General features: G+C 46.6%; 27 protein-coding genes. 14 read left to right on the top strand and 13 right to left on the bottom strand.

The window, feature by feature from the left end; all coding sequences use genetic code 11:
- Nucleotides 1-137: 137 nt before the first annotated feature.
- Nucleotides 138-1,982 (bottom strand): Ig-like domain-containing protein, encoded by a 1,845-nt coding sequence (locus ACZ5R2_RS12305; protein WP_464899670.1) that lies wholly within the window; start codon nt 1,980-1,982, stop codon nt 138-140.
- Between the two features lie 491 nt (nt 1,983-2,473).
- On the opposite strand from ACZ5R2_RS12305, the gene ACZ5R2_RS12300 reads away from it, so the two are divergent.
- Nucleotides 2,474-3,172 (top strand): hypothetical protein, encoded by a 699-nt coding sequence (locus ACZ5R2_RS12300; RefSeq protein ID WP_464899668.1) that lies wholly within the window; start codon nt 2,474-2,476, stop codon nt 3,170-3,172.
- A gap of 94 nt (nt 3,173-3,266) precedes the next feature.
- Nucleotides 3,267-3,467 (top strand): DUF4250 domain-containing protein, encoded by a 201-nt coding sequence (locus ACZ5R2_RS12295; RefSeq protein WP_464899667.1) that lies wholly within the window; start codon nt 3,267-3,269, stop codon nt 3,465-3,467.
- Nucleotides 3,468-3,556: 89 nt separating this feature from the next.
- Here ACZ5R2_RS12295 and ACZ5R2_RS12290 read toward each other — a convergent pair whose 3' ends face one another.
- Together ACZ5R2_RS12290 and ACZ5R2_RS12285 are read right to left on the bottom strand one after the other, a co-directional pair.
- On the bottom strand, nt 3,557-3,790 hold the full coding sequence (locus tag ACZ5R2_RS12290) for a TIGR02647 family protein (protein ID WP_438458054.1): 234 nt from the start codon (nt 3,788-3,790) through the stop codon (nt 3,557-3,559).
- 330 nt (nt 3,791-4,120) lie between these two features.
- Complete coding sequence (locus ACZ5R2_RS12285) at nt 4,121-5,347, bottom strand: GGDEF domain-containing protein (protein ID WP_464899666.1); 1,227 nt, start codon at nt 5,345-5,347, stop codon at nt 4,121-4,123.
- A 485-nt stretch (nt 5,348-5,832) separates the two neighbouring features.
- Here ACZ5R2_RS12285 and ACZ5R2_RS12280 point away from each other — a divergent pair, with 485 nt between their 5' ends.
- Nucleotides 5,833-6,672 (top strand): helix-turn-helix domain-containing protein, encoded by an 840-nt coding sequence (locus ACZ5R2_RS12280; protein WP_464899665.1) that lies wholly within the window; start codon nt 5,833-5,835, stop codon nt 6,670-6,672.
- A gap of 69 nt (nt 6,673-6,741) precedes the next feature.
- Nucleotides 6,742-7,326 carry a GNAT family N-acetyltransferase gene (locus ACZ5R2_RS12275; RefSeq protein WP_464899664.1) on the top strand — a complete coding sequence of 195 codons (585 nt, stop codon included), beginning with the start codon at nt 6,742-6,744 and terminating at the stop codon, nt 7,324-7,326.
- A 262-nt stretch (nt 7,327-7,588) separates the two neighbouring features.
- Here the strand turns inward: ACZ5R2_RS12275 and ACZ5R2_RS12270 are convergent, their stop codons facing one another.
- The 8 genes from ACZ5R2_RS12270 to ACZ5R2_RS12235 form a co-directional block, all read right to left on the bottom strand.
- On the bottom strand, nt 7,589-9,382 hold the full coding sequence (locus tag ACZ5R2_RS12270) for an ABC transporter ATP-binding protein (protein ID WP_464899663.1): 1,794 nt from the start codon (nt 9,380-9,382) through the stop codon (nt 7,589-7,591).
- Nucleotides 9,376-11,139 carry an ABC transporter ATP-binding protein gene (locus tag ACZ5R2_RS12265; RefSeq protein ID WP_464899662.1) on the bottom strand — a complete coding sequence of 588 codons (1,764 nt, stop codon included), beginning with the start codon at nt 11,137-11,139 and terminating at the stop codon, nt 9,376-9,378. The genes ACZ5R2_RS12270 and ACZ5R2_RS12265 overlap by 7 nt, the downstream gene beginning before the upstream one ends.
- A gap of 94 nt (nt 11,140-11,233) precedes the next feature.
- On the bottom strand, nt 11,234-11,881 hold the full coding sequence (locus ACZ5R2_RS12260; protein ID WP_464899661.1) for a recombinase family protein: 648 nt from the start codon (nt 11,879-11,881) through the stop codon (nt 11,234-11,236).
- Between the two features lie 436 nt (nt 11,882-12,317).
- Nucleotides 12,318-12,476, bottom strand: a complete 159-nt coding sequence (locus tag ACZ5R2_RS12255; RefSeq protein ID WP_464899660.1) for a hypothetical protein — start codon at nt 12,474-12,476, stop codon at nt 12,318-12,320.
- 49 nt (nt 12,477-12,525) lie between these two features.
- The gene (locus ACZ5R2_RS12250) at nt 12,526-12,684 is read right to left on the bottom strand and encodes a hypothetical protein (RefSeq protein WP_464899659.1); all 159 of its coding nucleotides are present in this window, start codon (nt 12,682-12,684) and stop codon (nt 12,526-12,528) included.
- A gap of 49 nt (nt 12,685-12,733) precedes the next feature.
- Nucleotides 12,734-12,892, bottom strand: a complete 159-nt coding sequence (locus tag ACZ5R2_RS12245) for a hypothetical protein (RefSeq protein WP_464899658.1) — start codon at nt 12,890-12,892, stop codon at nt 12,734-12,736.
- Nucleotides 12,893-12,941: 49 nt separating this feature from the next.
- Complete coding sequence (locus ACZ5R2_RS12240) at nt 12,942-13,097, bottom strand: hypothetical protein (RefSeq protein WP_464899657.1); 156 nt, start codon at nt 13,095-13,097, stop codon at nt 12,942-12,944.
- Between the two features lie 51 nt (nt 13,098-13,148).
- Nucleotides 13,149-13,304 carry a hypothetical protein gene (locus ACZ5R2_RS12235; protein ID WP_464899656.1) on the bottom strand — a complete coding sequence of 52 codons (156 nt, stop codon included), beginning with the start codon at nt 13,302-13,304 and terminating at the stop codon, nt 13,149-13,151.
- Nucleotides 13,305-13,797: 493 nt separating this feature from the next.
- Between ACZ5R2_RS12235 and ACZ5R2_RS12230 the strand changes: the two genes are divergently transcribed.
- The 9 genes from ACZ5R2_RS12230 (at nt 13,798) to ACZ5R2_RS12190 (ending at nt 22,372) form a co-directional block, all read left to right on the top strand.
- Nucleotides 13,798-14,829: a substrate-binding domain-containing protein gene (locus tag ACZ5R2_RS12230; RefSeq protein ID WP_464899655.1), complete on the top strand. Its 1,032-nt coding sequence runs from the start codon at nt 13,798-13,800 to the stop codon at nt 14,827-14,829.
- 2 nt (nt 14,830-14,831) lie between these two features.
- On the top strand, nt 14,832-15,851 hold the full coding sequence (locus ACZ5R2_RS12225; RefSeq protein WP_464899654.1) for an ABC transporter substrate-binding protein: 1,020 nt from the start codon (nt 14,832-14,834) through the stop codon (nt 15,849-15,851).
- A gap of 49 nt (nt 15,852-15,900) precedes the next feature.
- Entirely contained in the window at nt 15,901-16,713 is an 813-nt protein-coding gene (locus ACZ5R2_RS12220; RefSeq protein WP_464899653.1) for an ABC transporter permease, read from the top strand.
- 2 nt (nt 16,714-16,715) lie between these two features.
- A complete protein-coding gene (locus tag ACZ5R2_RS12215; RefSeq protein WP_464902362.1) occupies nt 16,716-17,504 on the top strand; it encodes an ABC transporter permease in 789 nt (262 codons plus the stop codon).
- 10 nt (nt 17,505-17,514) lie between these two features.
- Nucleotides 17,515-18,588, top strand: coding sequence for an ABC transporter ATP-binding protein (locus ACZ5R2_RS12210; RefSeq protein ID WP_464899652.1), 1,074 nt, complete (start codon nt 17,515-17,517; stop codon nt 18,586-18,588).
- Between the two features lie 4 nt (nt 18,589-18,592).
- A complete protein-coding gene (locus ACZ5R2_RS12205) occupies nt 18,593-19,408 on the top strand; it encodes a phosphodiesterase (RefSeq protein WP_464899651.1) in 816 nt (271 codons plus the stop codon).
- A gap of 64 nt (nt 19,409-19,472) precedes the next feature.
- Nucleotides 19,473-20,975 (top strand): glycerol-3-phosphate dehydrogenase, encoded by a 1,503-nt coding sequence (glpD, locus tag ACZ5R2_RS12200; protein ID WP_464899650.1) that lies wholly within the window; start codon nt 19,473-19,475, stop codon nt 20,973-20,975.
- A gap of 215 nt (nt 20,976-21,190) precedes the next feature.
- Nucleotides 21,191-21,334, top strand: coding sequence for a hypothetical protein (locus ACZ5R2_RS12195; RefSeq protein ID WP_464899649.1), 144 nt, complete (start codon nt 21,191-21,193; stop codon nt 21,332-21,334).
- Between the two features lie 204 nt (nt 21,335-21,538).
- Nucleotides 21,539-22,372, top strand: a complete 834-nt coding sequence (locus ACZ5R2_RS12190) for a class I SAM-dependent methyltransferase (RefSeq protein ID WP_464899648.1) — start codon at nt 21,539-21,541, stop codon at nt 22,370-22,372.
- Between the two features lie 134 nt (nt 22,373-22,506).
- On the opposite strand, the gene ACZ5R2_RS12185 is transcribed toward ACZ5R2_RS12190, so the two are convergent.
- A complete protein-coding gene (locus ACZ5R2_RS12185) occupies nt 22,507-23,154 on the bottom strand; it encodes a glutathione S-transferase family protein (RefSeq protein WP_464899647.1) in 648 nt (215 codons plus the stop codon).
- A gap of 123 nt (nt 23,155-23,277) precedes the next feature.
- Between ACZ5R2_RS12185 and ACZ5R2_RS12180 the strand changes: the two genes are divergently transcribed.
- Complete coding sequence (locus ACZ5R2_RS12180) at nt 23,278-24,111, top strand: LysR family transcriptional regulator (protein ID WP_464899646.1); 834 nt, start codon at nt 23,278-23,280, stop codon at nt 24,109-24,111.
- A gap of 386 nt (nt 24,112-24,497) precedes the next feature.
- Here ACZ5R2_RS12180 and ACZ5R2_RS12175 read toward each other — a convergent pair whose 3' ends face one another.
- Nucleotides 24,498-25,499: a LacI family DNA-binding transcriptional regulator gene (locus tag ACZ5R2_RS12175; protein ID WP_464899645.1), complete on the bottom strand. Its 1,002-nt coding sequence runs from the start codon at nt 25,497-25,499 to the stop codon at nt 24,498-24,500.
- Between the last annotated feature and the right edge of the window lie 444 nt (nt 25,500-25,943).

Raw genomic sequence — 25,943 nt, 5'->3', positions numbered from 1 at the left:
CTATTTTAGGCTTTCACCTTGCTAACGCTAATGTATGCAGACCCTACATTTGATTGCATGTCTTTGTTTATGCCGGCGATAGACACCCTATTGCCCTAGGGTGTCTACTACGTACCTGTACACTCTAAATGTTCAGCTTAAGGCTCTGAGACACAAGAAGCGTATGCCACGAAGTGGCCTGAGGCGCTATAGGTGGAACCGTTTATGAGGCTCACGTATAAGTATAAATTACCAGTATAATCACGCCAGTAAGCCCTAGAGGTCGGCCAACCACGTGCGGCAAACATAGGGCCGTACACATCGAAGAGCTCCGAAGTTAGCTCGCCCGCTGCCGGCAAGCGCCAGTTAGTGCGCCCGCCGATACTATTGGTGTTGTAAGTTTCGCACAGTTCACTAGCTCGCGACCAGTTGAAATATTGGAATCTACCTGCTGGACCGTTAGTTCCATCTTCAGGCATGATGCCATTATGTGGACTACCACCTATGCTGCTCAAGTAAGCCTCTGAGGGGGAGCTGGTAAATAACTTACCGCCGCCTACATCCAAGATATCAAGGCACTCTCTAGCGAGTGAAGCACATACATCAACACCCACAGTGTTGCTGGTAAGACCATCATAAGTAGCTGTTATCGTGGTGGAACCCTCCTCGACACCAGACAATACACCTGCTGATGTCACTGTGGCGATACTGGTATCGCTTGACGCCCACGTTACTGAGTCTGTCACCTCAGAGGAAGTACCATTATTGTACGTCGCTGTAGCGGTTAGCTGCTCGGTTAGACCTTTCTCAACATAGACCGTCACTGGGCTCACTTGAATCGCGGTAAGGACCGCTGCCGAGACAGTCACCGTCACAGGCGCGCTGGTCACGCCATCTTTTGACGCGGTGACTGTGGTATCGCTTGGCCCAACACCAGTCAGCAAACCCGCTGATGTGACCGTAGCGACACTGGTATCGTCTGATATCCATACCACTGTGTCGGTGACGGTAGAGGAGGTGCCATCACTGTAGGTCGCCGTGGCCGTTAACTGCTCAGTTTGGCCTTCCACTATATCGACTGACGAAGGTGTGACTTGAATGGCTGTCACCACAGCTGCCGAGACGGTGACATTGACCGTATTGCTGGTAATGCCGCCTTCAGCCGCCATTAGTGTCGTGCTACCTACGTCAACACCAGACAGCAAACCCGCTGATGAGACGGTAGCGGTATCAGTATCGTCTGAAGTCCACTCCACTGAGTTTGTGATATCAGAGGAAGTACCATCACTGTATATCGCTGTGGCTGTGAGTGGCTCGGTTTGACCTTTCGCGACATCAACGGTAGCTGGGGTCACTTGAATCTCTGTCATCACCGCCGGCGAAACGGTCACATTCACCGTATTGCTGGTCACGCTATCTTTCGTAGCGGTCACCGTCGTTGTTCCCACTTCAACACCAGATAGAGTCCCGTCTGCTGTGACCATTGCGGTCGCCGTATCGCTTGAATCCCAAGACACTATCTTTGTGACGTCAGCAGACGTGCCATCATCGTAGGTCGCCGTTGCAGTCAATGACTCTTTTTGACCTCTTGCGACATTGACCGTAGCAGGGGTGACTTGGAGCCCGGTCATCACGGGATCCGTGACCGTGACATTCACCTCGTTACTGGTAATACCGTCTTTTGTGGCATAGACAGTGACAACGCCCAGCGTATCACCGCCCACTAACACTCCGGGCTCGTCAAAATAGCCAATATCTTGATCGGAGGTATGCCAGTCATCGATACCTAAATCTGTCAATGTTTCTGATGAGCCATCAGAGTAGTGCCCAACAGCTTCAAAGGGTTGCTTGCTGCCTCTCACTAGCGTTAAATCACTGGTTCCTCTCGTTGTTGGCATCGATGCGGTGATATCGATACGTTCCAATTGAGCTGCATCACCAGTGTTCCCATCACTCCCTCCAGAGCCGGAATTACAACCGACTAACAGTACTACTAGTGGCAAAAAAACGATCGTAAAAATACGCCTAAACAATTTACTCATCATAACCTCTGTTCCAGATGTCCCTAAAATTAAGTGAAAGGGTAAAAAATGTACAACAAAGGCTATCGGTTTAGGTATCAATAGTAAATCGAGCGCATATGACCTTGGTTCCAATAAATGGTTACAAAGTATACGCAAACACAGAATGTGAGGTACTGCTCAGTCTTACACTTTAGAAGGTTTTGTTTAGCACATTAAAATGGGGGATCGAGTAAGCATCCCACAAGCCCACGTGGTACGCTTTGATAATCTAGTTGCCAAGCAAGCCGCGCGTCGATATCCTGCTCAGGCTTCGCAAACTGTTTCCGGCCTTACCACTGCTACTCAAGATTTAGCTTAGGATTAACTTTGCTCGTTTCGCACTGTCATTCGTGATGCAAATTGCTCCGTATGGTGCTTTTCGCTAAACTCGGGTCACCTTTTCTGCCGACAAGAATGAAGTCGATAAGACTATGATTGCTACTCTATTGATGACCTTTCCCCCAATGCTGTTTGGGGCACAACTGATCCTGACTCTAATTCTAGTTAAAGGAGATATCTGTCCGGGTCAACGAGGACGGATTCATCGAACGATGCCTGTATTGGCGATTCTGTGGCTAGCGGTATGCGCGTTGCGCGTGGAAGCCTTTATGGTGCTGTTTGCCATTTTCTACTTTTATACCCATGTTCAAACCAATAAAACACGCGAAAAGGGGCCACTGTGGCTTTTGTATCTTGCAGCTGGTCTAGCGGGCACCTTTACTTTGATGTTGGCTCTGCAAGCACCATCGGCGGCTATTTCTCTTGGCATGCTGAGTTGGTTGGTGATGCTCGGCGGGGGGCTTGCACACGTATTACTGGTGGTTGCTCGCACACGACTGCAAGCCTTTCATCGTCTATTACCGTTTGCAGGTATACTCGCTGCGATGGTGTTTGCACTGAGCTTGTTGTGGCTAACGTTTAGCCTAGATATCGATGCGCACCCTCAACTGCTGATGCCAATTGTGAGTTTGGTGGCGATGCTGATAGTGGGTATTATTGCCTGGTGTTGGCACTTGATCCGTCAGGTTGAACCGAATCAATTTGTGATCGGTTTTGGTTTGATCGTACTGCTTGGCTCAAGCAGTAGCTATCTGCTGCTGAACAGTTTGGTGGGACTAAGCGCACAGTAATCGCACGCCACTATTATCCTTCTCGGTATTTCAGTACTTTTGCTTCTATGCTTAGAAAAGGTGTGTCGCAGGTGCTGGAATGCAGGAGTGGTGTATGGATTTATCAAATGTAACCAATCTAGATAGCGCGATTTTACTCGGTATCGTCAATGAAAAACTGCGCTTAGAGTGTGATAGCTTTGAAGAGTTTGCCTCGACGTATGAGGTAGATGTGGATAATTTGGTTGGTAAGCTCGATGGCTTGGGCTATCAATACGATCCGCTGACCAATCAGTTTAAGTCTTGTGAGCGCTAGGCGTTTTGATGTCTATGTGCTGACTTCTTGATATTAAAGCGCCGACTCTAGTCGGCGCTTTATGCGTTTACGTTCAGTTTTGAGTGAGGTTATGCACTCAGCACACGAAGAACACGGTCAGCATGCTCAGCAACCTCAATGCCCTCGTCAGTGAGATAGCCGCCATCAGGAAGCGTACAGAGTTTCTTATCGTACAGGCGCGCTACGGCTTGCTGCATTTCTGGTGAGGCTTCTGAATGCACCTTAATGCCGGTCGCGGCACTGCTTAAATCAAATTGAAGAAGTAGGTTGAGCTCAGCCAGAAGTTCAGGTGTGTATTTCATAGTTCTATCCTTTCGCTGTTTACCTTCTCAAATTATGCTCGATTGGATCATCGAGCAACCAACGTTAGCTAAAAGTGTTAGGTTAGTAGTGATCAGTGCTCTTCGCTGAACAAAAAGTGACACTTGATTGAAAAAGTGGACTCAGTTGAGCTAGCAGTCTTTGCGGTTTATTAATGGATAAACGCAGCCACTAACGAGAGTACCAAGTTGCTCAAACTGCTTAGTTGGGCGTAGGTGGAATCGTTAAGTCGCCTAGCCAAGCCAAGATTGGCGGATGAAGAGCGGATAAAAGATTCGCTTTCTATCTGCCTTTCCCTGCTGAAGTGACTGTTATCTAACTGCCGCCACCTTGTTGCGTCCAGCACGTTTGGCGCGATAAAGAGCCTTATCGGCATCTTTGATCACCTCTTGAGGATTGTTGTGTTTGTCCTTCTTCACCGCGACGCCAATACTGACTGTGATCTTAACCGTCTTTTGTGGTTTAGTGCCTTTTTTGCGGTTTTCCTTGCTGCTTTTTTTACGCTTTGCCTTATCACGAATAGCAAAGGGGCGATTGGCTATTTCTTGGCGGATCGCATCAAGATGCTCAATGGCATGTGCTCGGTCACTTGACTTAAACAGGACAGTAAACTCTTCACCACCGTAGCGAAATACTTGGGCACCACCGCCAGTTGTAGCCAAACATGAGGCAACCATTGCCAATACGTCGTCACCCACGTCGTGACCGTATGTGTCATTGAAACGCTTAAAGTGATCAATATCGACCATGGCGATGGTGTAATGACGACCCACCCCCGACAAGCGCTCAAACAGCATGCGACGGCCAAGTAAACCGGTGAGTTCGTCCCGATAGGCCAACTCGTGAGAGGTGCGCATACCACTGATGAGCACGATGAGCATCGATGCGCTAAAGAAAATCGAGGAAATTCCCTCTTGCTGAAGAAAGGTCAAGGGCAATACTGCCGCCATCAAACTAAACAGCAACCCCATCGAGAGGGTGTTTGGCCGATAGATAAACAACAACAAGCTGACCGATAAGCAAAAGCCCGTCACCACTAGGCCGTAAGTCGAGGTCATTATCGGTAAGCCCATTGGACGGGTAGGAAAAAACTCAAACGCCCATTCAACGAGCAGTGCGGGTTGAATTCGAGCCAATACGTAGATAATGATTGCTTGAGTAGCAAAAGCGGCATAGAAAATCTGTGCTCGCCGCGTCGCTGCACCATTTTCAGGGATCTGGTTAATCAGCAGATTGATCGGTATAAACCCGCACAAAAGGCTAAAGCAGATTATCGCATCGTGACGACTGAGTGGTTGTTGCAAAAAATGCTGGATTAACCAATACGAGTAACAACAAACCAGCACCGACATGATCAGCTGTCGACGATTAAACATCCAAGCAAACGTTAGCGCAGTAGCGCCTAAACCATAAGGTAACCAGGTGAGTAAATCCTGTGTGGTAACACTCGTTTTGGGGTAATTGTAAAGCGCTGCAACAGCGCCAAGCAGTATGACAATAGGCAGAGCAATGTTGGTAATTTCGATTTTTGATTTCATATTTTGGTGGGTGAGAGTACTGTGTCAATTCCTTGTGTGGCGGGTGCAAATATTAAGTTATTCATGAATTTATCATGAAGTCTTTGTGGTAATCATGGGCGTGATATTGGGTGGACTTCGCAGAACCAAAGTATTTGTGGTTTTTGATTTAAGATCTTGAGAAAAGTGGATTTCACGTTAACGATCTTGGGGAGGTTTGCTCGATAGTCAAACTTAGCTAACTTTTAGAGTCACTAATGCGTTGATCTGTAGTTATTAGGATAGAGCGAAAGGTCGTTGATGGTCGATCGTATCGAAGAGTCATTTATCCCAGAAAGCGGTTTGGTGGTGTTGCAGCTTCTGGTATAACAGTTTTTGTTCGCCAAGTAATTCTGTGGTGCCGACCAAGCGAGCCCCCAAGTAGCGCAACATCGGATACTCATACCGACTCGTGCCGAATTAAATTACAATGGAAACTAAAGTTCCTAATTAATAACACGCTATCTATGATCACTTGGAAGCAGTCCCTTGAAGGGTATGAATGGTTAATCCATCAAGTTTGGTATCTAGAAGTCAAACCAAACGAGGTTATTAGTTCGCCACCACAATTGATTCCTAACCCAAGAGCGCATTTGCTCTTTACACCGCCGGAGCAGGGCTATCATTATGACAATGGTGAGCATGTAATGCGCGGGAAAGGTAGCCATTTGCTTTCGCCCTCAGAGCACTTGTTGACCATGAACGATGTCGCTCCGTTAAAGCGCATTGGTATCACTTTCCAACCAGGCGCACTTTATCTACTGAACCCACAATTATCAGCATTAACGAATCAATGCGGTTGGTATGATTGGTTAGCGTTACGCTTCGTTAGATCGTTTCAGGACTCGTTACTCAACTGCGTGTCTCAGCAAGAGGTTGTCAGTTGTATTGAAGGACAGCTCAAGTATTTGGGCATTAACTATCAAAAAGATAAATCATACGGCTTGGTTTCTAGAGCGCAAACCCTTATCGGCGAGCGACTAACTAGCGATGACGCTAATGAGGTAGATGTCGATCAACTGGCGCAAGATTGCCATAGCACTCGGCGCACACTTGAACGTCACTTTCGGCAAGTTATGGGACTGGGCATAAAGAAATATCAGTCGATGTTGAAACTAGAGCAGATGGTCCTGGCGCTATACCAACAAACTGGGCCGGTAGATTGGGCAGCATTTTCTCAACGGTTTGGTTTTAGTGATCAATCACACCTAATAAAACAACTCAAACGGCAGATTAAGCGAACACCGAATCGCTATCTGAGTCAGCGTGACCTCACCATAGACATTTATGGGGACTTTGAGACGTAATTTGTCGCAAAAGTACAATTCATCCAAAGAATAGTTCATTAACATGGCCTGCAAATAATGAGGTAACCCATGTCGTATTCGAAATTAAAACTCGGCGACTCAATGTCATTTAATGAAACGCTATCTATCCAATTGATCCAACAAAAAGACCTTGTTGATATCTTCAGCATGTTGGGGGATGACAAAGTGAATCAATACCTATTTTTTGCTCCGGCAGACGAGGCGTTATATCAGGGGTTTTTTGGTCCTATCGTTGAAGATACTGAAAAAGCGCTCGCAGAGCAGCGGTGGCCAGACAACCCAACTTTTGTGATTCGAGATAATCAAGGGCAGTACATGGGGATGACAGCCATTACCCAAGTCATGTTCTTAGAAGGTAATCACGAGGTAGGTTACCAGCTACCAAGGCACGCCTGGAGACAAGGTATTGCTACCCGAGCCTGCCAACTTATGACTGAATTAGCGTTCGATGAACTAGACAGCCATAAAGTGTGTGCCGATTGCTATGGCTCAAATGTAGGCTCATATAAAACGTTAGAAAAGTGTGGCTACGTCAGAGAGGGCGAGCTCGCTGATTACTACAAAACGGAACAAGGTTTTGACTCAAAGTTGCTCTATGGAATGACGAAACAGCAATACATAAACAACATCTGATGCTCGAAGCTTAAATTTCGCGCAATTGACGTGGTCAAAGAGAATATACGAGCTATTTTACCTTTGGCCGCTTCAATACTTGCCTTACTGTTTTGTTGAGTTTTGGTCATCACAGCGTGGTGAGTTAGAGCAAAAATCTCGCTCGTTTTTTCCCCAAGCGTGTGTCAATCGCTAAGTACTGACAGCGCTGCGGCATATTGATTGTATGGTTAAGTCCCAATGAGTCACCCTAGCTGTCAGGTGGTGTAAGAGTCTGTACAGATTAGCTCCCGGTAGCCGCGATATTATTGGTTGCTTCTGCCGTGACGAAGGCGTCGCTTAGCAAGTTAGCGTATACACCTTGAGCCACGATAAGCTGTTCGTGACTACCACGCTCAATGATCTGCCCATGCTCCAGTACGAGTATCGTGTCCGAATGTCTGATAGTACTGAGTCTATGAGCAATCGCAATCACGGTTTTATCTGTGTACAGGCGCTGCATGGCTTTTTGGATCAGGTTTTCAGTTATCGAATCTACCGAGCTGGTGGCTTCATCAAGCATCATGACTTGACCGCCTTGAGCGACTGCACGCGCAAAAGAGATCAGTTGCTTCTGGCCGGCAGACAGGTTGGCTCCGTTTTTATCCAAGCGCAAATCATAGCCTTGTGGCAAATCCTGGATAAAGGTATCGGCATAAACATAGCGAGCAGCCTGCTTGACTGTTTCAGGGGTGATGTCAGCCTTGCCCAATGCGATGTTGAAGTTGATGCTCTCTTCAAACAGGTGCACGTCCTGCATCATCAAAGAGAAGATATGCGCGCAGTCGGCGATCGCGATCTGGCGCAGCTCAATACCGTTGAGCAAAATACTGCCCTCGTAATCTTGGTAGGTTTTCGAAATCAAGCGCATGATGGTTGACTTACCAGAGCCGGTTGAGCCGACCAAGGCGATTTGATGTCCTTTATCCAATACGAATGAGATGTTTTTTAACACATACGGCGAGTCGGGTTTATAGCGAAAGCTCACGTCACAAAACTCGAGGCGCTCGAAGCGATTGAGCCTGGCTTTTACCTCAGCACTAGGAAGCAGCGCACGACCCTCTTCCTCTAGTGGCTCAACAAACAGCTCCTCGACATGATCAAATGCGGCAAATGAGCTTTGAATAGAAGCGATCTGTGAGGAAAAGTCGCGAATTGGGATGAACACCTTCTCGAGAGTGTTGATAAAAGCGATCAGTACACCTAGGGTAAGGGTACCTTGAAGGACCAAACCTGAGCCAATCCAGATCATCAATGCAATCGTGATTGACGTGACTCCGGAGATAAACGCAAACAAGATAGCATCGTACTTGTTGACCTTTTTCTGTGCCTTGAGAAACTCATCGGTGAAGCGTTTGTACTTACCTTCAACCTCTTGCTCGGCACGATAGAACTGAACAGTTTTCACGCCAAGGATGGCTTCTTGGAGATAGCCAATCCCTTGAGCGAGCGATTTACGCGTGACCTGATACATGCCTCTTAAGCGATTGCGGATGTGCACGGTTAACCAAGCAACAGGCGGCATGACAACAAGCAGGATCAGAGTCAGTTGCCAGTCAATCACAAGCATCATGATGATCAGCGCTATGGTGTTCAGGCTGTCTTTAACGAGCCCCACCACCGATTGGATAAAGGTCTCGCCAATGGTTTCCAGATCGCTGGTCAGTCGTGACAGGGTCACTCCAGTTGGGGTGTTATCGTAGTAGCTGCGGGGCAGCTTGAGGACCCGCGCAAACAATACCGAGCGCATGTCGGTAATGGTGTTTTGCCCTGTCATACGTAAGTTGTAGGAGTAAGTGGTATCAACTAGGTAGTTCACCACCAAAACCAACACAAGATAAAAGGCATAGAGCAAAAGACCACTCATATCACCTTGGGTTAAATGGACATCGATGATTTGAATGATAAGCCAAGGAAACAGCAAGCTGGTTGCAATGGATAGCGGCAGCATACTGATGCCAATAAACGCCGAGCGTTGATATTTTTTAGCGAAGCCCAAGAAGTGCTTCATATACTGAAAGTCGATACCTTTTAACATGCTTGAGCCCCTGAGTTGTTTTGCTGAAGTTGCCATGTCTCAAGGTAGTAAGGACAGGTGCGAAGTAGAGTGTCATGATCGCCACGAGCGATCACCTTGCCTTGGTGAAGCACAATGATCTCGTCCATGTATTCAAGCGCATTGACTCGATGGGAGACCACCAACATCGAGTGGTCCTCGAGGTGCTCAAATAGCCCCTCAAGGATACGGCGCTCGGTCTCATAATCGACGGCAGATAGCACGTTATCGAGAATAATTAAATCGCAGGGCTTGAGCAGGGCCCTGGCAATACTCACGCGCTGTTTTTGTCCCCCGGACAACATAATGCCTTTCTCACCGACCACGGTTTGTAATCCATTTTCAAAGCCATTGATGTCCTTAGCCAGTTGGCTAAGCTCCATCACCTCGTTCACTTGAGCCATTCCGATATCATCGCCATCAGTACCAAAGCGGATATTTTCCTCAACGGTGGCAGAAAACAGATAGGGCTCTTGGGTAATGGTCTTGATATAGCGGCGTAAATCTGAGCGTGAGAACGTCGTGATGTCATGATTATCAAGAAAGATATGTCCCTCAGGTACGTTGAGGTAGTGGTTAAGGCAGTTCACTAACGTTGTCTTACCCGCGCCGATGCCACCAAGAATGCCGACTTTCTTGCCCGGTGGAATATCAAAGCTGATGTTATCTAAAATCAGTCGTTCACCGCCTGGATAGCGAAAACTCAGATTTCTCACCGATACCGTCTTACCTGAAAACGCCTTGAGATCGTGCTGGGCGAGTTGGGTTTGATCAGGGGTTGGCACTTTACCATTGAGAATCGATTGTACGCTATCAATCCCAACCATACCGCGCTGATAAATATTGGCAATGCGCCCTAATTGTACCAGGGGCATGGCTAGCAGGACGGAGTAAGTCAAAAATGCGGTGATCTCACCGAGCGTCAGCTGTTGGCTCATCAGCATGTGACCGCCCAGACCAAGAATAAGGATCTTCATGAAGTCATTGGCATAATCCAAGACGGGCATATAGTAAACTTGGATGCGAGTTATCTGTCTGCGGCACTCGAGTAATAGCTGGTTGAGCTTCTCAATCTCAGATTGGACCCAAGGTGACATCTGCTGACTTTTGATCAAATCAATGCCAGACAGGTAACTCATTAGCTGCGCAGATAAGGTTTGCAGGCGACTTTGGTATTCCATATGTAGCTTTTTCATCCGCTTAAAACCAATCCGAAAAATCACAAAAGCAATCGAAATTGGCACCACCGAATAGAGGGTTAGCTGTGGTGAAATTCGCCACATCCACAAGGGGGTGAGTGATAAGGCGAGTAGGGCGTTAAAAAATTGGAGGAATCCTGTGCCAAACAGCAAACGCACGCCACCTAAGTCATTATTGATGATAGAGATAAGCTTGCCGGAAGCAAATTTGTCATGAAAGCTACTCGGAAGCCGATTGAGCTTGTTCAGCAGAGTGTTTTTGAGATCCGCTTCTGTAATGCGCCCCGGGTTTAGGGCATAGATCCGCGATAGAATTCGCACTAACACCATCGAAACAGACATGAGTACCACAAGGCCAACGTAGGTTGTTAGTTGCTGATGATCGCCGATATCGGCACTATCGATGAGGTCAATCGCTAACTGGATATAACGCGGGATCTCTACTTGTAGCCAGTTGACCAAGAAAATAAATACGATCGCTAATAGATAGGATTTACGATTCAAGTGCAGATAGTGGATGATCAGTTGTTTTTTGGTCATAAATTTATCTTGGTCAAAGTTGGTGAGAAAAACACCGTTGAGACGATATCAAGTGGTAGTGAACGCTTGATGCGATACCCATAAGTTGTGAGCATCAACCTGTCGATTGTGTACCTTGCCGGTGAGCCCGGCAGCGAAGTTGACCAAGCTCATCATTTTGCTTGATCTTGGCTTTAATTCTCTTGACCGTCGAGATGCTTACACCCGTTTCATCGGCAACGGCTTGTAGTGTCTTGCCCTCGAAGAGCGCCTTGGCGACCTGTTGATGCTTTTCATCGTCTCTCTTACGCCCACGAAACTTTGACTTCCAGATCTCTGGGGTCTCTTTGAGGGCTCTGCGCCCCATTTCAGCGGCAACCATACGTCGGTGATGGTGAGAGTGCGCGTAACCCTCGATTAGAGTCAATAGAGCATCAGTCACGGGATCGTTTTGTTTGAATGTCAGTGAGCGTGACAAGGTTCGCACCGTGACACCGGCTACCAATAGTGATTTAAGGTGCATCAGGCATGTATCAAATTCACAGCCAAGCTCATCTATCCACCAAATAAACAGGTGGTCGCCTGATTGAAGATGGCTACGCATGGCGCAGTACTGCGGCCTTTCGCCGAGTGGTACGTTACCGCGAATGCCTCTCTCGATGAATAGCTCAACCGATGATGACGCCTGTCGGAAAGCATCAAGGCGTTGATCGATATCTTCAATTTTAGGTGATAGACGGATGTATCCAAGGTGATTAGCCATAGTCTAAACCCACTGATGAAATGGTTCATTTGATGTTATGGGTCATAATAGTGGTTAATTATTACTCATGCAAGCCAGTACGATATGATTTGCGTTTGGAGGTAGAGTTAGCAGGGAACGTTATAGCAAAGGGGGAAGTACCTTGGTAGGCGATATTCTGCAAATTAAGAGCCTTGAGAGAGGTGCCCAAATGGGCTGAAATTAACAGACAAGCAATTGTATGAAATATCAAATAGAGTTGGTGTTGAGAGCACTTTGGTGAGAAGAGGCGCTCGAAAGTAGATGAACTTGAATTGAAGTTGGTACTGAGTGGGGCTTAAATACTCACGGAGAACAACCTATAAACATACATGACTTCTGTGAAAATAACTTACACAGTGTCATATAGGTTTACGGTGTGACAAGTATTAGAGCGGTAATGCGTTGCAGCAGTTGATTATTTGGCTTTACGTTTTACCAAGCTTGCAAAACGGCTTGGTTTGCGGCGCTGACTCTTGCTCGGCTTATTGATGTCGACTTCAGGAATATCTCGGTTTAGCTGTTCCTTGGCAATGAGGCTGACGAAGTAAAGACCGATGTGTTCGTTAACTACCATAATTATCTTCCTCGCGTTTTGTTGAATGGGTTTGACAAATTAGGTCCAATTATTTCGCTTTGCGTTTAACTAGGCTTGCAAAGCGGCTTGGTTTACGACGCTGACTTTTACTCGGCTTATTGACATTAGTCTCAGCAATATCCTGACTTAGTTGCTCTTTGGCAATGAGGCTGATGAAGTAAAGACCGACGTGCTCGTTAACTACCATAATTATCTTCCTTACGTTAAGGTTAGTGGTAATGACAAATGTTTATTAATTACTTTGCTTTGCGCTTTACAAGGCTTGCAAAACGACTTGGCTTGCGGCGTTGACGCTTACTTGGCTTATCCATGTTGGCTTCCGCGATATCTTGGCTAAGCTGTTCGCGTGAACTGAATGCGAGGTAATATAGGCCTGAGTATTCGTTAATAATCATAGTTTGTTTCCTTATATCAATTTTCAGAGTGGCGGTAGGTTAGTGTTAGTTACTTGGCTTTGCGCTTCAGAAGGCTTGCGAAACGGCTTGGTTTACGGCGTTGGCTTTTGTACGGCTTATTGAAGTTTGACTCAGTAAGCTCTTGGTTTAGCTGCTGTTTTGCACTGAATGCGATGTAATATAGACCTGCGTATTCGTTAATCATAACTTTGTCCTTTTGGTAATTTACTTTCAATTCTTGCGGTGGTTTATGCCATTACTTGGCTTTGCGCTTCAGAAGGCTTGCAAAGCGGCTTGGCTTGCGGCGCTGATTCTTCGCTGGCTTATTTAAGCTAGTCTCTGCAAGTTCTTGGTTTAGTTGTTCTTTTGCTGTTAGTGCTACGTAATATAGACCTGCATATTCATTAATCATAATAATCTTCCCGTTTTGTAATTAACTTTCAGTATGGTTATATAATACTCCAAAAATACGCCAAAGCAAGACCTAGATCACAAAAAAATACACTTTTTTGATGTCAAAATCATCAATTGTAATTTAATTACATTGTTGTGACGGTTTCTTAGCGTGTCGAGTACTGAAAGGTATTCAGCTCCTGAGTTAGGGCTCCTTCTTGCCGTTTGCCTATATATAGGTGTGAACCATTCCCTCAAATTGACCGCTCGGTATCTAAGCTAATGCTAGAGAGCCTGGAGATAATGTGTTTTCTTCTTTTTTACCGATAAATTTTGCAGAACTTAAAATGAGTAATTAACAATGAAACGATTGCGTTTCATGAGCTTCTTTGTTGTTAAATGTCATTAACGTGTTTGTATGTGTAGGCAAAAGTCGCAAAAGTGACAGATTTGCTTAATAAAAGTGTCATCGACCTCACCTAGTCTTACCCTCGACCACTGAAGGAGAGCGGATGAACATTAAAGATGTCGCGGAACTGGCGGGTGTGTCAGCAGCAACCGTATCGAGATATCTCAACCGTTCAGATGCTGTTGCTACTGATACCGGCAGAAAGATTGAGCGAGTGATTTCACTCACCGGATACAGCCCGGCCCGTTACTCAGAAAGGGTAGAACTAAACAAAAATCCGACCATTGGTGTCATCATCCCAAGCTTGTTGAATCCGGTGTTTTCGGAAATCGTGGCTGGAATACAACAACGAGCCAGACATTTTGGTTATTCAACCCTGGTAATAGATACCCAATATGCCTGCGATCAAGAGCAGCAGGCGGTAGCTGATTTAGTTCGGCAACGCGTCGCAGGCGTGGTTTTGACCATTGCAGATGCATCAGAAAACCGAGCGCTCGAGGTAGTGCGCGACTTTAGGTTTCCTTATTGCTTACTGCACAACCAAGCCTTGGAAGGCGAGCCTTGTGTGTATGTTGATAACTATCAGGCGGGTAAAGATGTTGCTAATCAGGTTGTTGAACTGGGCCATCGTCACGTGGGGATGATCACCGGACGGTTTCGGACCTCTGATCGGGCCAAACGCCGCTATCAGGGCTTTGTTGATGGTTTGAGTGAACATGGCATCACCCTAGGGTGCTTGCTGGAAGTCGAGCAAAATAAACTCGATAGCTTTGGTGAGAATCAGCGGCGCACCCTTGGTAGTGAGAACGCCCCGACAGTGTGGTTTTGCAGCAACGACTTGCTGGCATTGAAAGCCCTGAATGCGCTGCAAGACCTAGGTTTATCTGTCCCGGGTGATGTGTCTATCATCGGCTTTGATGGCATGAGCTTAGGTCAACTGGTAACGCCAAGCTTAGCCACTGTGGCTATACCCCATTTGAAAATGGGCCAAGTGGCGGTGGATATCTTATTCAATTCCAAAGCGGGAGCAAGGTTAACCACCAGTATTGCTTTGGAATACAAAATACAAATGAATGGCTCACTCGGTGTAGCCCCCAAACAAAACATGAACGAAGCGTTTATTATTGGAGAGTAAAAATGGCTGTTAAAGCACGTTCAAAATTCAAGAAAACTGCCGCGACACTATTGGGTCTCGCTTGTGCATCCTTTCAAGCTCAAGCTTCGGATGCGATTTGCTACAACTGTCCTCCAGAGTGGGCAAACTGGGGCGGTCAGCTGCAATTGATCAATAAAGAGCTGGGTATTCGTGTCCCGATGGACAACAAAAACTCGGGACAATCTTTGTCGCAGTTAGTGGCAGAAAAGAATAACCCGGTAGCGGATGTGGTGTACTACGGCGTCTCTTTTGGTATCAACGCCACCGACCAGGATGTGGTAGAGGCTTACAAACCAGCTAACTGGGAGTTAATTCCTGAGGGAATGAAAGACCCACAAGGCAATTGGTTTGCGATTCACTCTGGTACGATCGGTTTTTTCGTTAATGTCGATGCGCTAGATGGTGCGGATGTGCCGCAAAGCTGGGATGATTTGCTTAAGCCTGAGTACCGCGGGATGATCGGCTATCTTGATCCAACCAGCGCTTTTGTTGGTTATGCCAGTGCTGTTGCGATTAACCAAGCGATGGGTGGAAATATTGACGACTTCACGCCTGCGATTGAGTACTTCAACAAACTGAGTAAAAACCGCCCGATTGTGCCAAAGCAGACCAGCTACGCAAGAGTGATTTCGGGTGAGATCCCAATCTTGCTTGATTACGATTTTAACGCCTACCGAGCCAAGTATGACGATTTTTCTAATGTTGAATTTGTCATTCCTCAAGAGGGCACGATTGCGGTGCCGTATGTAATGAGCAAGGTGAAAAACTCTCCCAACCCTGACAACGCCAACAAGATCTTAGACTTTGTATTGTCGGAAAAAGGTCAGCAAGTATGGGCGAATGCTTACCTTCGTCCTGTGATTGATGGTGTGATGGACGAAGAGGCTAAGGCCAAGTTCTTGCCGGAATCAGAGTATCAGCGAGCAGGCTCGGTGGACTTTGCCAAGATGTCTGAAAACCAAGCAGCTTTTGCTGAGCGTTATCTGCGTGAAGTGAACTAGTTCGTATCGTCTCTTTTAGGTGGTGGGACGTGTGCCCACCATAAGCATTATGAAAAAAAATAAACTATCACTTTGGCTTGTGTTGCCAGCACTGATCATCAGTTGTGCGTTTTTTCTGCTTCCAGTCGTGCAATTGGTACAAGTGTCACTTGTCGATGGCGGGGCAGTGAGTTATTGGCATATTGTCACTCGCCCAATGTACCTCAAGAGCCTATTCTCAACCGTCATGTTATCAATCTTAGTCACCCTAGCCAGTTTAGCTATTGCAACAGTTTCGGGGCTATTTTTAACGCGGTATGAGTTCAAGGGTAAAGCCTTATTAGTTGCCATGCTGAGCTTTCCATTGGCGTTTCCTGGTGTGGTCATTGGCTTTTTCGTCATCATGTTAGCCGGGCGACAGGGACTGTTTGCACAAGCTGGCTTGTTGTTGGCGGGGGAACGTTGGATGTTTGCCTACTCAATGGCGGGGCTGTTCTTGGGCTATCTGTATTTTTCGATTCCACGCGTGGTGCTGACCGTAATGGGTGCAGCTGAAAAGTTAGACCATAACCTGCTCGAGGCTGGACGTTCTCTGGGGGCAAACCGATGGCAAATCTTTAAGGATGTCACGCTCCCTGCACTCAAGCCTGGTTTAATCTCATCTGGCTCGATCTGTTTTGCGACCTCGATGGGGGCATTTGGCACCGCATTTACCCTAGCGACCAATATTAATGTATTACCCATGACCATTTATACCGAGTTTACACTCAACGCCAATTTCGCCATGGCAGCAGCGTTAAGTCTGATCCTCGGGTTCGTGACCTGGCTGTGTTTGGCGCTGGCCAAGCGTCAGGGCGAGTCAACCATGGCAATGGGGGGATAATGATGAAAAAAGACCAGTATTTCTATATTCAACTGCTGTTTACCTTATTGGTGTGCGCTTTCTTGATTGTGCCAGTGATCATGTCGGTTCTGGCTGGTTTAACGAACAACTACTTCGTTGGTATGAAGAGTGGCTTCACCTTACTCTGGGTAGAGCAAGTTTGGTCGCTGTATTCTGAGACCATTTGGCTGACGTTACAAATTGCCCTTGCGACTACCGTGATTAACGTGATTGTCGGTGTGCCTTGTGCTTACGTACTTGCGCAGAGCAAGAGTCACTGGGCACAGCTGTTTGATGAGATCTTAACCCTGCCAATTGCGATTCCCGGTATGGCGATCTCGTTGGGCCTGATCTTAGCGTATGGCGGCTACAGTGACTTTCGTGCTAGTTGGTTGTTTATCCTCGTGGGTCACGTGATCTTTACCCTACCATTTATGGTCAAGTCGGTATTAGCAGTATTACAGAGCATTAATTTTCGCGTTCTTGAAGAGGGCGCAGCCAGTTTGGGTGCCAGTTTTTGGCAACGTTTCTTCGACGTGATTGTGCCCAACTGCAAAGCAGGCATAGTTGCTGGGATGTTGATGACGCTGACGCTATCCATTGGAGAATTTAATCTCACTTGGATGCTGCATACCCCACTAACCAAAACCTTGCCGGTTGGACTGGCAGATTCTTATGCCTCGATGCGCCTAGAAATAAGCTCAGCTTATACGCTGATTTTCCTTTGTCTCATTTTACCGCTGCTGGTGTTAGCGCAGTTACTTAACCGCAAGCCAGTTACAAATAGCTAAGATATATAGAATGTTAGAACAACATAATGGCGTAGAAATTACGCTCAACAATATTACCAAAACCTTCTCTGATGGCACATTGGCACTCAAGCCAACCGATTTAACCATTGAAGCCGGGGAAATCTTAGTCCTGCTGGGTCCCTCGGGTTGTGGGAAAACCACCACTTTGCGCCTGATTGCCGGACTTGAGTTTGCCGATGAAAACGGCGGTGAGATTGCATTCGGTGGACGTAGCGTGACGAGCCTGCCGATCGAGCAGCGCAAAGTGGGGATGGTCTTTCAGTCTTACGCCTTGTTCCCCAACATGAACGTGAGTGACAATATCACCTATGGCCTTAAGGTGCGTGGTGTTGATGCCTCGGTGCGCGAGCAAAAGTTGCAGCAGATGCTTAAGATGTTTGATCTAGAGAAATACGCCAAACGAGGGGTCCACCAACTCTCTGGTGGTCAGCGTCAGCGTGTTGCACTTGCGCGTGCAATCATTACCGAACCAGATGTTTTGCTGCTAGACGAGCCGTTATCTGCTTTGGATGCGCTTCTCAAACAGCGCCTACGTGGGGATATTCGTTCTCTATTGAAAAATCTGGGTATCACGGCTGTGTATGTGACACACGATCAGGAGGAGGCGATGGCGATGGGCGATCGCATTGCGGTGCTCGACCATGGTGAGATCGCTCAGATTGGCAGTGCGCGCGAGATTTATCTGCAGCCGAGTAGTCGCTTTGTGGCGGATTTCATCGGTCAAATGAATCGCTTTGAGGGAGAGGTTGTTGGTGATTCGCTGCAACTTGACACGGGTAAATTCTTATCACTGCCTGCTAACCTGATTGCAGATAATCGAGCGCTTAACGTAATGCTAAGGCCAGAAGATATTCAACTGACAGACATTACCAATGACCCAAAAGCGCTCACTGCGACGGTGGTGAGTAGCGTTTTCCTTGGCGATAGAACGCGTGTGATGTTATCCGGCGTACAGAATGCGAGCCATGTGATGGTGGACTGTTTTGAGCGAATGGAGTATCGACCAGGGCAGGTTGTGAGCCTGACCTTTGAACCCTCTAGACTGATCCCATTAAAGAAATAAAATTATGCTCATTGCTCAGTTAACCGACTTACATATCAAGCAGGGTGGAAGACCTGCTTACCAAAAAGTGGACACACTGGCTTGTCTGCGCAAAGCGATTCGCCATATCAATAATCTCAAACCGCAGCCGGATTATGCGGTGATCACTGGCGATCTTGGTGATTTTGGTAGCCCAGAAGAGTATCAGGTGATCAAGCAGGAACTGCTTAAGTTTCATATGCCGCTGCTCATTGTGCCGGGTAACCACGATCATAGAGACAACTTACGTCAAGGCCTTGAGGGTCTGGCTGAATTTGACCACCCGGATTTTTGTAACTTTGTTGTTCAACATGACGATCATGTGCTTGTTGGCTTGGATTCATCGGTTATCGGTCAACCTTATGGCCATCTGTCAGAGCAGACGCTGACTTGGTTAGATGACACCTTGACTGAACATCAAGCACAACCAGTGATGCTGTTTCTTCATCACCCTCCAATGCAAGTGGGGCTGAATCATATGGATGTGCAAAACCTCACCAATGCCGATGAACTTTACCAAGTGCTGTCTCAGCACAACAATATCAGCGGTATTTGTGCTGGGCACCTTCACCGTCCGGTTAGTGCACTTTGGCATGGGATCCCGGTTTGGGTTGGGCCATCTCATAGTCACTCGGTCACGCTTGACCTTGACCCGAGCGCTCCTTCGTCGTTTTCATTGGAGCCATGCGCTATTCAACTGCTGACACTCGAGGCTGAATCTGTCGTCTCACACATCAGTTATATCAACGATAGTGAAGGCCCTTTTCCTTTCTTTGACCAAGATGGCAATTTGATAGACTAGGCGCTTCGCTCTGTTTGTCTTAGTAAAGATCGTTGTCTTAATACAGATAAAAAAAGTTAGATTTATGGCACAACAAGATAAGATATTGGACCTGATTATCGTCGGTGGTGGAATTAATGGCGCTGGGATTGCTGCTGATGCAGCTGGCCGTGGGTTGGATGTTGCGCTTTTCGAGGCGCAGGATTTTGCCAGCGCGACCTCCAGCACCAGCTCTAAGCTCATCCACGGTGGATTAAGATACCTTGAACACTACGAGTTTCGTTTAGTTTCAGAGGCACTTGCTGAGCGAGAAGTCGTGCTGAATAAGGCGCGACATATTACTAAACCGATGCGTTTTCGCTTACCCCATAGACCATTTTTGCGTCCAGCCTGGATGATCCGTGCCGGGCTATTTTTGTACGACATGCTGGCTGCCAGAAATACACTACCCGCTACACGAGCTGTAGATCTGACCGAAAGCGGTTTGTTTGTGAGCGGGATAAAAAAAGGGTTTGAATACTCTGATTGCTGGGTAGACGATGCACGACTGGTTTTAGCCAATGTGCTTGATGCGCAGCGAAGGGGTGCCAGTGTGTTTAACTACCATGAAGTCATTAGTGTTGAGCAAACGGGTGAATTATGGCAGGTGTCGGTGCTGGATAAGCGCAGTGGAGAGACTCATGTTTATACCTCACGAGCGTTAGTCAATGCTGCAGGGCCATGGGTAGAGTCGTTCATTAAAGGTACAATGCAGCGACAATCACCACGTCGCATACGACTGGTCAAGGGCTCACACATCATAGTGCCGAAGATCCACGCCCAAGAGCAGGCGTACATTCTGCAAAACCAAGACCAACGGATCGTGTTTGTGATCCCTTACCTCGATCGCTACTCTATCATAGGGACCACGGATGTAGAGTACAGTGGTGACCCCCGTGATTGTGCGATCAGTGAGCAAGAAACGGATTACCTGATTGATGTTGTCAATCAGCATTTTGTTAACGGTATTAGCAAGCAAGATATCATTAGCAGCTACAGTGGTGTCAGACCGTTATGTGAGGATGAGTCATCTTCTCCTCAGGCGATTACTCGTGACTATACACTCGAGCTTGAGCAGCAACAGGGACAACCTACGCTGTTGTCCGTCTTTGGTGGCAAGCTGACCACCTACAGAAAGTTAGCCGAAGCGGCCCTAGACAAGCTCAGCCCGTGCTTTCCTTCAATGGGACCGAAATGGACACGACAAAGTGTATTGCCCGGCGGGGAAATAGACTCTATCGATGATCTAGAGCGAGAGTTGGCAGTGGGTTTCCCATGGTTAGCCCCTGAACTAAGAAGCCGATTCGCTGCACAATATGGCAGTGAGGTGCATGTTTTACTCAGCAGCGTCAATAGCCTTGAGGATATGGGCAGCCAAATTGCACCTGGGTTTTATGAACTTGAGTTAGGATACTTGATCGATAACGAGTTTGCTTATCAAGCCGAGGATGTCCTAATGAGAAGAACAAAACTGGGTTTGACTTATACCCCAGAGCAGACACAAGCGGTAGCACAAGCGATTATGCAGTTTGATAACGCTGCACTGTAGTGTTGGTTTAGTCAATCACTAGGAATCGCTTTATAGCCTGTATTTATACAGGCTATATTTTTTTGTGCCACGTATAATGTGGGTGATAATTGCCGTGCCTATTAATCAGATCCTATGACGCCACTACTTGATTATTAAAGTCTTAGATAGAAAGACTCCGTCAATATTTGTCTATTAACCACTATTTTAATTTAACATGCAGCCAGGTATAGGTTGTGATAACGGGTGATTTGAATGGTGCTTACTCTTTCTCAACCGGTACTACCAATTTCGCCGCAGATACCTGCTCTAAGGACGACTTTTTCCAAATCGGTGTCCTGTTAGTCGATAGCCTCGCACCAACCAAGCGTATCAAATAACGACTTTTTTTGGCCAAAGCCTCATAAAAGGTGCTTATTTGACCAATAACCCAGGTTAATACAATCGAGAAGATATAGGGTAAATAGTACGTCATGTTGATTATGTTGTGTGACGGTTGGGTATTTTTAGCAAATATGAACTTTTTTTTGTCGACAGCCGTGTTATAACGCCTCGCGAGGAAGTCAGTAATAACAAATTTATATATGAACGACAAAAGTAAAATTACTCGTAGTAAGGCACCTTACAGTGTCGAACATAACGAGAGAGCATGGGATCACTATGTTGAGCAAGGGGTAAGTTGGACACTTGCGGTGGACGCTGATGCGATTGAACGTGCGAAAGAGGGTAATTTCGAGCTTCATCTTGGCCTAAAACGCCCGATTGAGCGAGAGTGGTTCCCGAGTGATATGAGGGGATTGAATGTCCTTTGTCTGGCAGGGGGCGGCGGTCAGCAAGGCCCTTTACTTGCGGCAATGGGAGCCAATGTTACGGTTATGGACCTCTCTGCAGGCCAACTGGCAGCGGATATTAAAAGTGCAGAACTCTATGGACTATCTATCCAAACTGAGCAAGGGGATATGCGGGACTTGTCGCGATTTTCATCGGAGCTTTTTGATATTGTTTTATGCCCAGTGTCGATTACTTATATCCCTGAGTTGATGACTCTATATCAAGAGTGTTTTCGTGTACTTAAACCTGAGGGATGCTTTATGCTTGCCGCGCCTCACCCTTCAATTTATCTGTTTGATGCCGACCTGTGGGATCAGGGAATCTTCCAGGTCGCAAATCGCCTACCATTTAATTCAATGGATGAGCTTAATGAGGATGAACAACGCCAGTTTATCGCGGATAAAAAAGCGATCGAGTTTAGCCATACGATGGAGCAAATCATCGGCGGTCAGGTAAACGCCGGTTTTGTGATTGATCGTTTTGTTGAGGATAAGCTTGATGAAGGTTTGTCACGTTACATGAGCGATTACTTTGCAACCAGAGCTCGCAAACTAACCGTAATTTCACCGGCTGAGTGCCAACGCTAAAATTAGCCTTGTGCATTTCTTAGCCCCACAGCAGGAGTGGGGCTGGCAGCGTTGCTGACTTGTCGCCTATCAACAGTGAATGAAACGACATTCGGTAATTAACTGAGTGGACGAAATTATGTCGTAGTTTGAGATCAGACCGATTCACCAGCTTCATCTTCGATGACCACGTCATGCTCTTCCTTAGCTTGGGCTAGCCACGGCTGCAGCGCCTTACTGGCTAGAACACGGCTTTGATAGGCTTTTGCATCTGGTGAAAGCGCTATGCCGTAGGTTTCAAAGCGCAGCGCAACTGGTGCATACATAGCATCTGCGATTGACCATTCACCAAATAACCAACCATTTGGGTGAGATTTGGCTTGCTCCGACCACAGTGCATCTATACGAGCGATATCTTTTTGCGCATCTTCACTCAGTTTAACCTGTCTATGGGCACGGATGTTCATTGGCAGCTCGTCTCGCAGCGCAAAAAAGCTCGAGTGCATTTCGGCGGCAACAGCGCGAGCTTTAGCTCGCTCACCAGGGTCACTTGGCCAGGCTTTGCCCTGCAAATATTGCTCGTTCACGTACTCTAAAATCGCCAGCGAGTCCCATACTGTGACAGTGTTGTCGACAAGCGTCGGCACTTTAGCGCTGGGTGTAACGTCTTTGAGGGCAGTATAGAACTCGGGCGTAAACAGTTTGAGTTTGGTGACCTGAACATCGAGTTGATAGTGGGAAAAAATTAGCCACGCTCTAAGTGACCAGCTAGAGTAATTTTGATTGCCAATAAACAGTTGCATGTGAATCTCCATCTCTTTGAATTTGATTGTTTATCTGCCAAACAAGTTAGCCTATTGTGTTTATCGCGACTAACGGATAGTTTTGATGGCACACATTAATAAAAGCGATGGATACCACTCAGGATGGACATTGATGCATTGCGCAGCTTTTTAGCGTTTATTGAAACCGGCAGTTTTACCCGTGCCGCTAAACAAATCAATCGCACCCAATCAGCGTTTAGTGCTCAGATGCGCAAGCTTGAAGATGAGCTGGGGGTGAGTTTGTTTGAGAAACGTGGCCGCAACCTGACTCTAAGCGAGGCGGGATTGGCTCTGCATTCGCACGCCGAGCAGTTGGTGAGTTTGCACAACCAAGCACTTAAGAATGTGAAGCGCTATGAGAATAAACGCCCGTTGCGCATAGGTTGCCCAGAGGATTATAACGACACCATCTTGCCAAGGTTTATCGAGCTTGTGCGACAAGCCGAGCCAATGTGTTCGATTCAAGTGTACAGTGAGCCGAGTGTGGTTCTAAGAGCAAAACTGGACGAAGGTCAGTTGGATGCTGCGATTGTCACTCGCGCGCCCGATAGTGAGGAGGGCTACTGGATTTCACGTGATAGAGGGGTTTGGATCAGTCACCCAGATTTCCTGCCCAATACAGACAAACCGTTGCCACTGGCACTGTTTCAAACGGATTGTAAATACCATGCTGCGGCCATTGATGGCCTGGCCAAACGGGGAGTGCCGTATCAACTCGTTGCCTGCTGTAACACTGCATCAGCACAACGGGCTATTGTGCGCTCAAAAATGGCCATAGGTGCCATGGGGCAGGTGAGTGTCAGTGAGGACCTGACTATTCTCGATAATATGCCACCGCTACCGGCGGTGGATATTGTGCTAATTACCAGTGTTGATCCTCATCCGGTGTTGGATAAGGGTTGTTTAGGACAGTTGGCTGAACTGATAGAGCGCTAAAAGGTGAATTATAGATCCATATTTATTGTACTTGCTTGTGCTACTGTGGTCCTGCTATCAATGTCTTAGCTGACAATATCGGCTGTAAACTGAGATTTTGAACCCTCAAAGAACATGCTTTACTTTTGTTAAAGCTACATAGGTTACTCAAACAGGTATGCTAATTCAGTCGCAACACTTTCTATGGATAGTTGGGCAAATGGAAAGTTGAGCAAATGGAAAGTTGTGTGGTGACCAAGGTAGGATAAAACCGCCTGGTGATCACACGTGTTACACACCACGCAGGGCAACTCTGGGCAGAATATCAATCTAACAACCTTGTGGTTATCTGGGTAGTTGATGCATTGATAGTGTTAATCAGATCTTTGGTTGATATGCAGCCAAGGCTAAATTTCAATGACAGAATTACGCTCAATTATCTTGGGAACAAACTTGTGGGATTTACTCATCAGATCTGATTCCCCATCCGTTAACTCTAAAGAGAGGTTTAAAGCATAACCTGCCATTTCTCGGATAGGGTAGTGCATCGTCGTCAAACTAGGTCTGCAGATATTTGAGAAAGCAAGGTTATCAAAGCCTACGATTGAGAATTCCCGCGGTATGGATATCCCTCGATCTTGTAGTTCATTCATAGCACCAACGGCCATTTCATCGTTGTATGCAATAATTGCTGTAATAGCCTTGTCTTCTGATAGGAGCTCCGAAACACAATATCGACCGCCTGCAATTGTCGGCTCGTTCTCGAAAATTAAACCATCATCTATGTCCAGCCCATACTTGCTCATTGCAGTCTTTGCACCATGAATTCTATCAATGGGGTCAGTAATCTTAGAAGAGCTAGTAAGAAACGCTATTCTTCGATGTCCTTTGCTCAGCAAATGACTGGCGGCGATATAGCCTCCTGTTACATTATCAACACAAATACAGCGCTCAGCAATTTGTGGTATGAAACGATTAATTATGACTAGGCCGGGAATATGTTTAGCAAGTTCGACTATTTCGCTCTCTTTGCTATGGACATCGTCAAGAATGATGTTTTTAAACCCCCGTCTTCGCAATGTGTCTACAGCTTTCAAGTTGCTTAGATTATCACTATTTGCACTGCAAATGTCGACGGTAACTCCCAAGCTGACAGCAGCATCAATTACACCGGCCGCCAAAGTTCCAAAAAATGCTATAGAAAGGTCAGGTGTAACTACACCAACACATCTGGCATCTTTCTTTGCCAATGCTTGAGCGTTTTGGTTAGGAATGTAGCCAGTCTGCACTACTGCTTTTTCTACACGCTCCTTCGCGGAGTTGGACACGACGTTTTTGCCACTCATGACTCTGGAAACAGTTGATGTAGAAACACCAGCTATTTTAGCTACATCTTTTAAAGTTACCAATTATGACTCTCGCCTTTGATGAACCGATAAGGTCAATTATCTATTAATACTGCAAAGAAAACTACTCTAGGTACAGAAAAAGGCAGATTAATTTAGCATTCCAAATTGTTCGAAAGCTAAATATAAAGGGTAGGAGTGGTCAGCTAACGACTTCAACCCAGCTCCAAGTGAAGTTCAATGAATCAATTGCAAGCGCTTGCAACAGAGAAATCGACACTAGATCACAAGTATTAAGCTAAATAGAGCTAAAGATGTTGCAAGCGCTTGCATAAGCGGAACTTTACTCATAACATGGTTACAAAGTGAGCTACTGAGTGGGTTAAGAGGCACGGTAACGTTCTTATTTTGGGGTATGGTGATTTGCTAGCTGAACAAAGCCAGAACTATACGTGGTGCTAGGTGCTAAATTTCCCAGTGTGAAATTTTCATAAGTCATATCAATAT

The sequence above is a fragment of the Vibrio sabulosilitoris genome (assembly GCF_055391395.1).
The sequence above is the reverse complement of the archived record's forward strand: the minus strand, read 5'-3'. Positions and strand labels throughout refer to the sequence as shown.

Bases quoted from the DNA above. Each gene is read 5' to 3' on its own strand.
- ACZ5R2_RS12265 (WP_464899662.1), bottom strand. From the start codon at position 11,139: ATGACCAAAAAACAACTGATCATCCACTATCTGCACTTGAATCGTAAA.
- ACZ5R2_RS12185 (WP_464899647.1), bottom strand. From the start codon at position 23,154: ATGCAACTGTTTATTGGCAATCAAAATTACTCTAGCTGGTCACTTAGA.
- ACZ5R2_RS12190 (WP_464899648.1), top strand. From the start codon at position 21,539: ATGAACGACAAAAGTAAAATTACTCGTAGTAAGGCACCTTACAGTGTC.
- ACZ5R2_RS12225 (WP_464899654.1), top strand. From the start codon at position 14,832: ATGGCTGTTAAAGCACGTTCAAAATTCAAGAAAACTGCCGCGACACTA.
- ACZ5R2_RS12300 (WP_464899668.1), top strand. From the start codon at position 2,474: ATGATTGCTACTCTATTGATGACCTTTCCCCCAATGCTGTTTGGGGCA.
- ACZ5R2_RS12180 (WP_464899646.1), top strand. From the start codon at position 23,278: ATGGACATTGATGCATTGCGCAGCTTTTTAGCGTTTATTGAAACCGGC.
- ACZ5R2_RS12260 (WP_464899661.1), bottom strand. From the start codon at position 11,881: ATGGCTAATCACCTTGGATACATCCGTCTATCACCTAAAATTGAAGAT.
- ACZ5R2_RS12250 (WP_464899659.1), bottom strand. From the start codon at position 12,684: ATGGTAGTTAACGAGCACGTCGGTCTTTACTTCATCAGCCTCATTGCC.
- ACZ5R2_RS12240 (WP_464899657.1), bottom strand. From the start codon at position 13,097: ATGATTAACGAATACGCAGGTCTATATTACATCGCATTCAGTGCAAAA.
- ACZ5R2_RS12255 (WP_464899660.1), bottom strand. From the start codon at position 12,476: ATGGTAGTTAACGAACACATCGGTCTTTACTTCGTCAGCCTCATTGCC.
- ACZ5R2_RS12220 (WP_464899653.1), top strand. From the start codon at position 15,901: ATGAAAAAAAATAAACTATCACTTTGGCTTGTGTTGCCAGCACTGATC.
- ACZ5R2_RS12275 (WP_464899664.1), top strand. From the start codon at position 6,742: ATGTCGTATTCGAAATTAAAACTCGGCGACTCAATGTCATTTAATGAA.
- ACZ5R2_RS12235 (WP_464899656.1), bottom strand. From the start codon at position 13,304: ATGATTAATGAATATGCAGGTCTATATTACGTAGCACTAACAGCAAAA.
- ACZ5R2_RS12205 (WP_464899651.1), top strand. From the start codon at position 18,593: ATGCTCATTGCTCAGTTAACCGACTTACATATCAAGCAGGGTGGAAGA.
- ACZ5R2_RS12215 (WP_464902362.1), top strand. From the start codon at position 16,716: ATGAAAAAAGACCAGTATTTCTATATTCAACTGCTGTTTACCTTATTG.
- ACZ5R2_RS12285 (WP_464899666.1), bottom strand. From the start codon at position 5,347: ATGAAATCAAAAATCGAAATTACCAACATTGCTCTGCCTATTGTCATA.
- ACZ5R2_RS12245 (WP_464899658.1), bottom strand. From the start codon at position 12,892: ATGATTATTAACGAATACTCAGGCCTATATTACCTCGCATTCAGTTCA.
- glpD (WP_464899650.1), top strand. From the start codon at position 19,473: ATGGCACAACAAGATAAGATATTGGACCTGATTATCGTCGGTGGTGGA.
- ACZ5R2_RS12280 (WP_464899665.1), top strand. From the start codon at position 5,833: ATGATCACTTGGAAGCAGTCCCTTGAAGGGTATGAATGGTTAATCCAT.
- ACZ5R2_RS12210 (WP_464899652.1), top strand. From the start codon at position 17,515: ATGTTAGAACAACATAATGGCGTAGAAATTACGCTCAACAATATTACC.
- ACZ5R2_RS12295 (WP_464899667.1), top strand. From the start codon at position 3,267: ATGGATTTATCAAATGTAACCAATCTAGATAGCGCGATTTTACTCGGT.
- ACZ5R2_RS12290 (WP_438458054.1), bottom strand. From the start codon at position 3,790: ATGAAATACACACCTGAACTTCTGGCTGAGCTCAACCTACTTCTTCAA.
- ACZ5R2_RS12230 (WP_464899655.1), top strand. From the start codon at position 13,798: ATGAACATTAAAGATGTCGCGGAACTGGCGGGTGTGTCAGCAGCAACC.
- ACZ5R2_RS12270 (WP_464899663.1), bottom strand. From the start codon at position 9,382: ATGTTAAAAGGTATCGACTTTCAGTATATGAAGCACTTCTTGGGCTTC.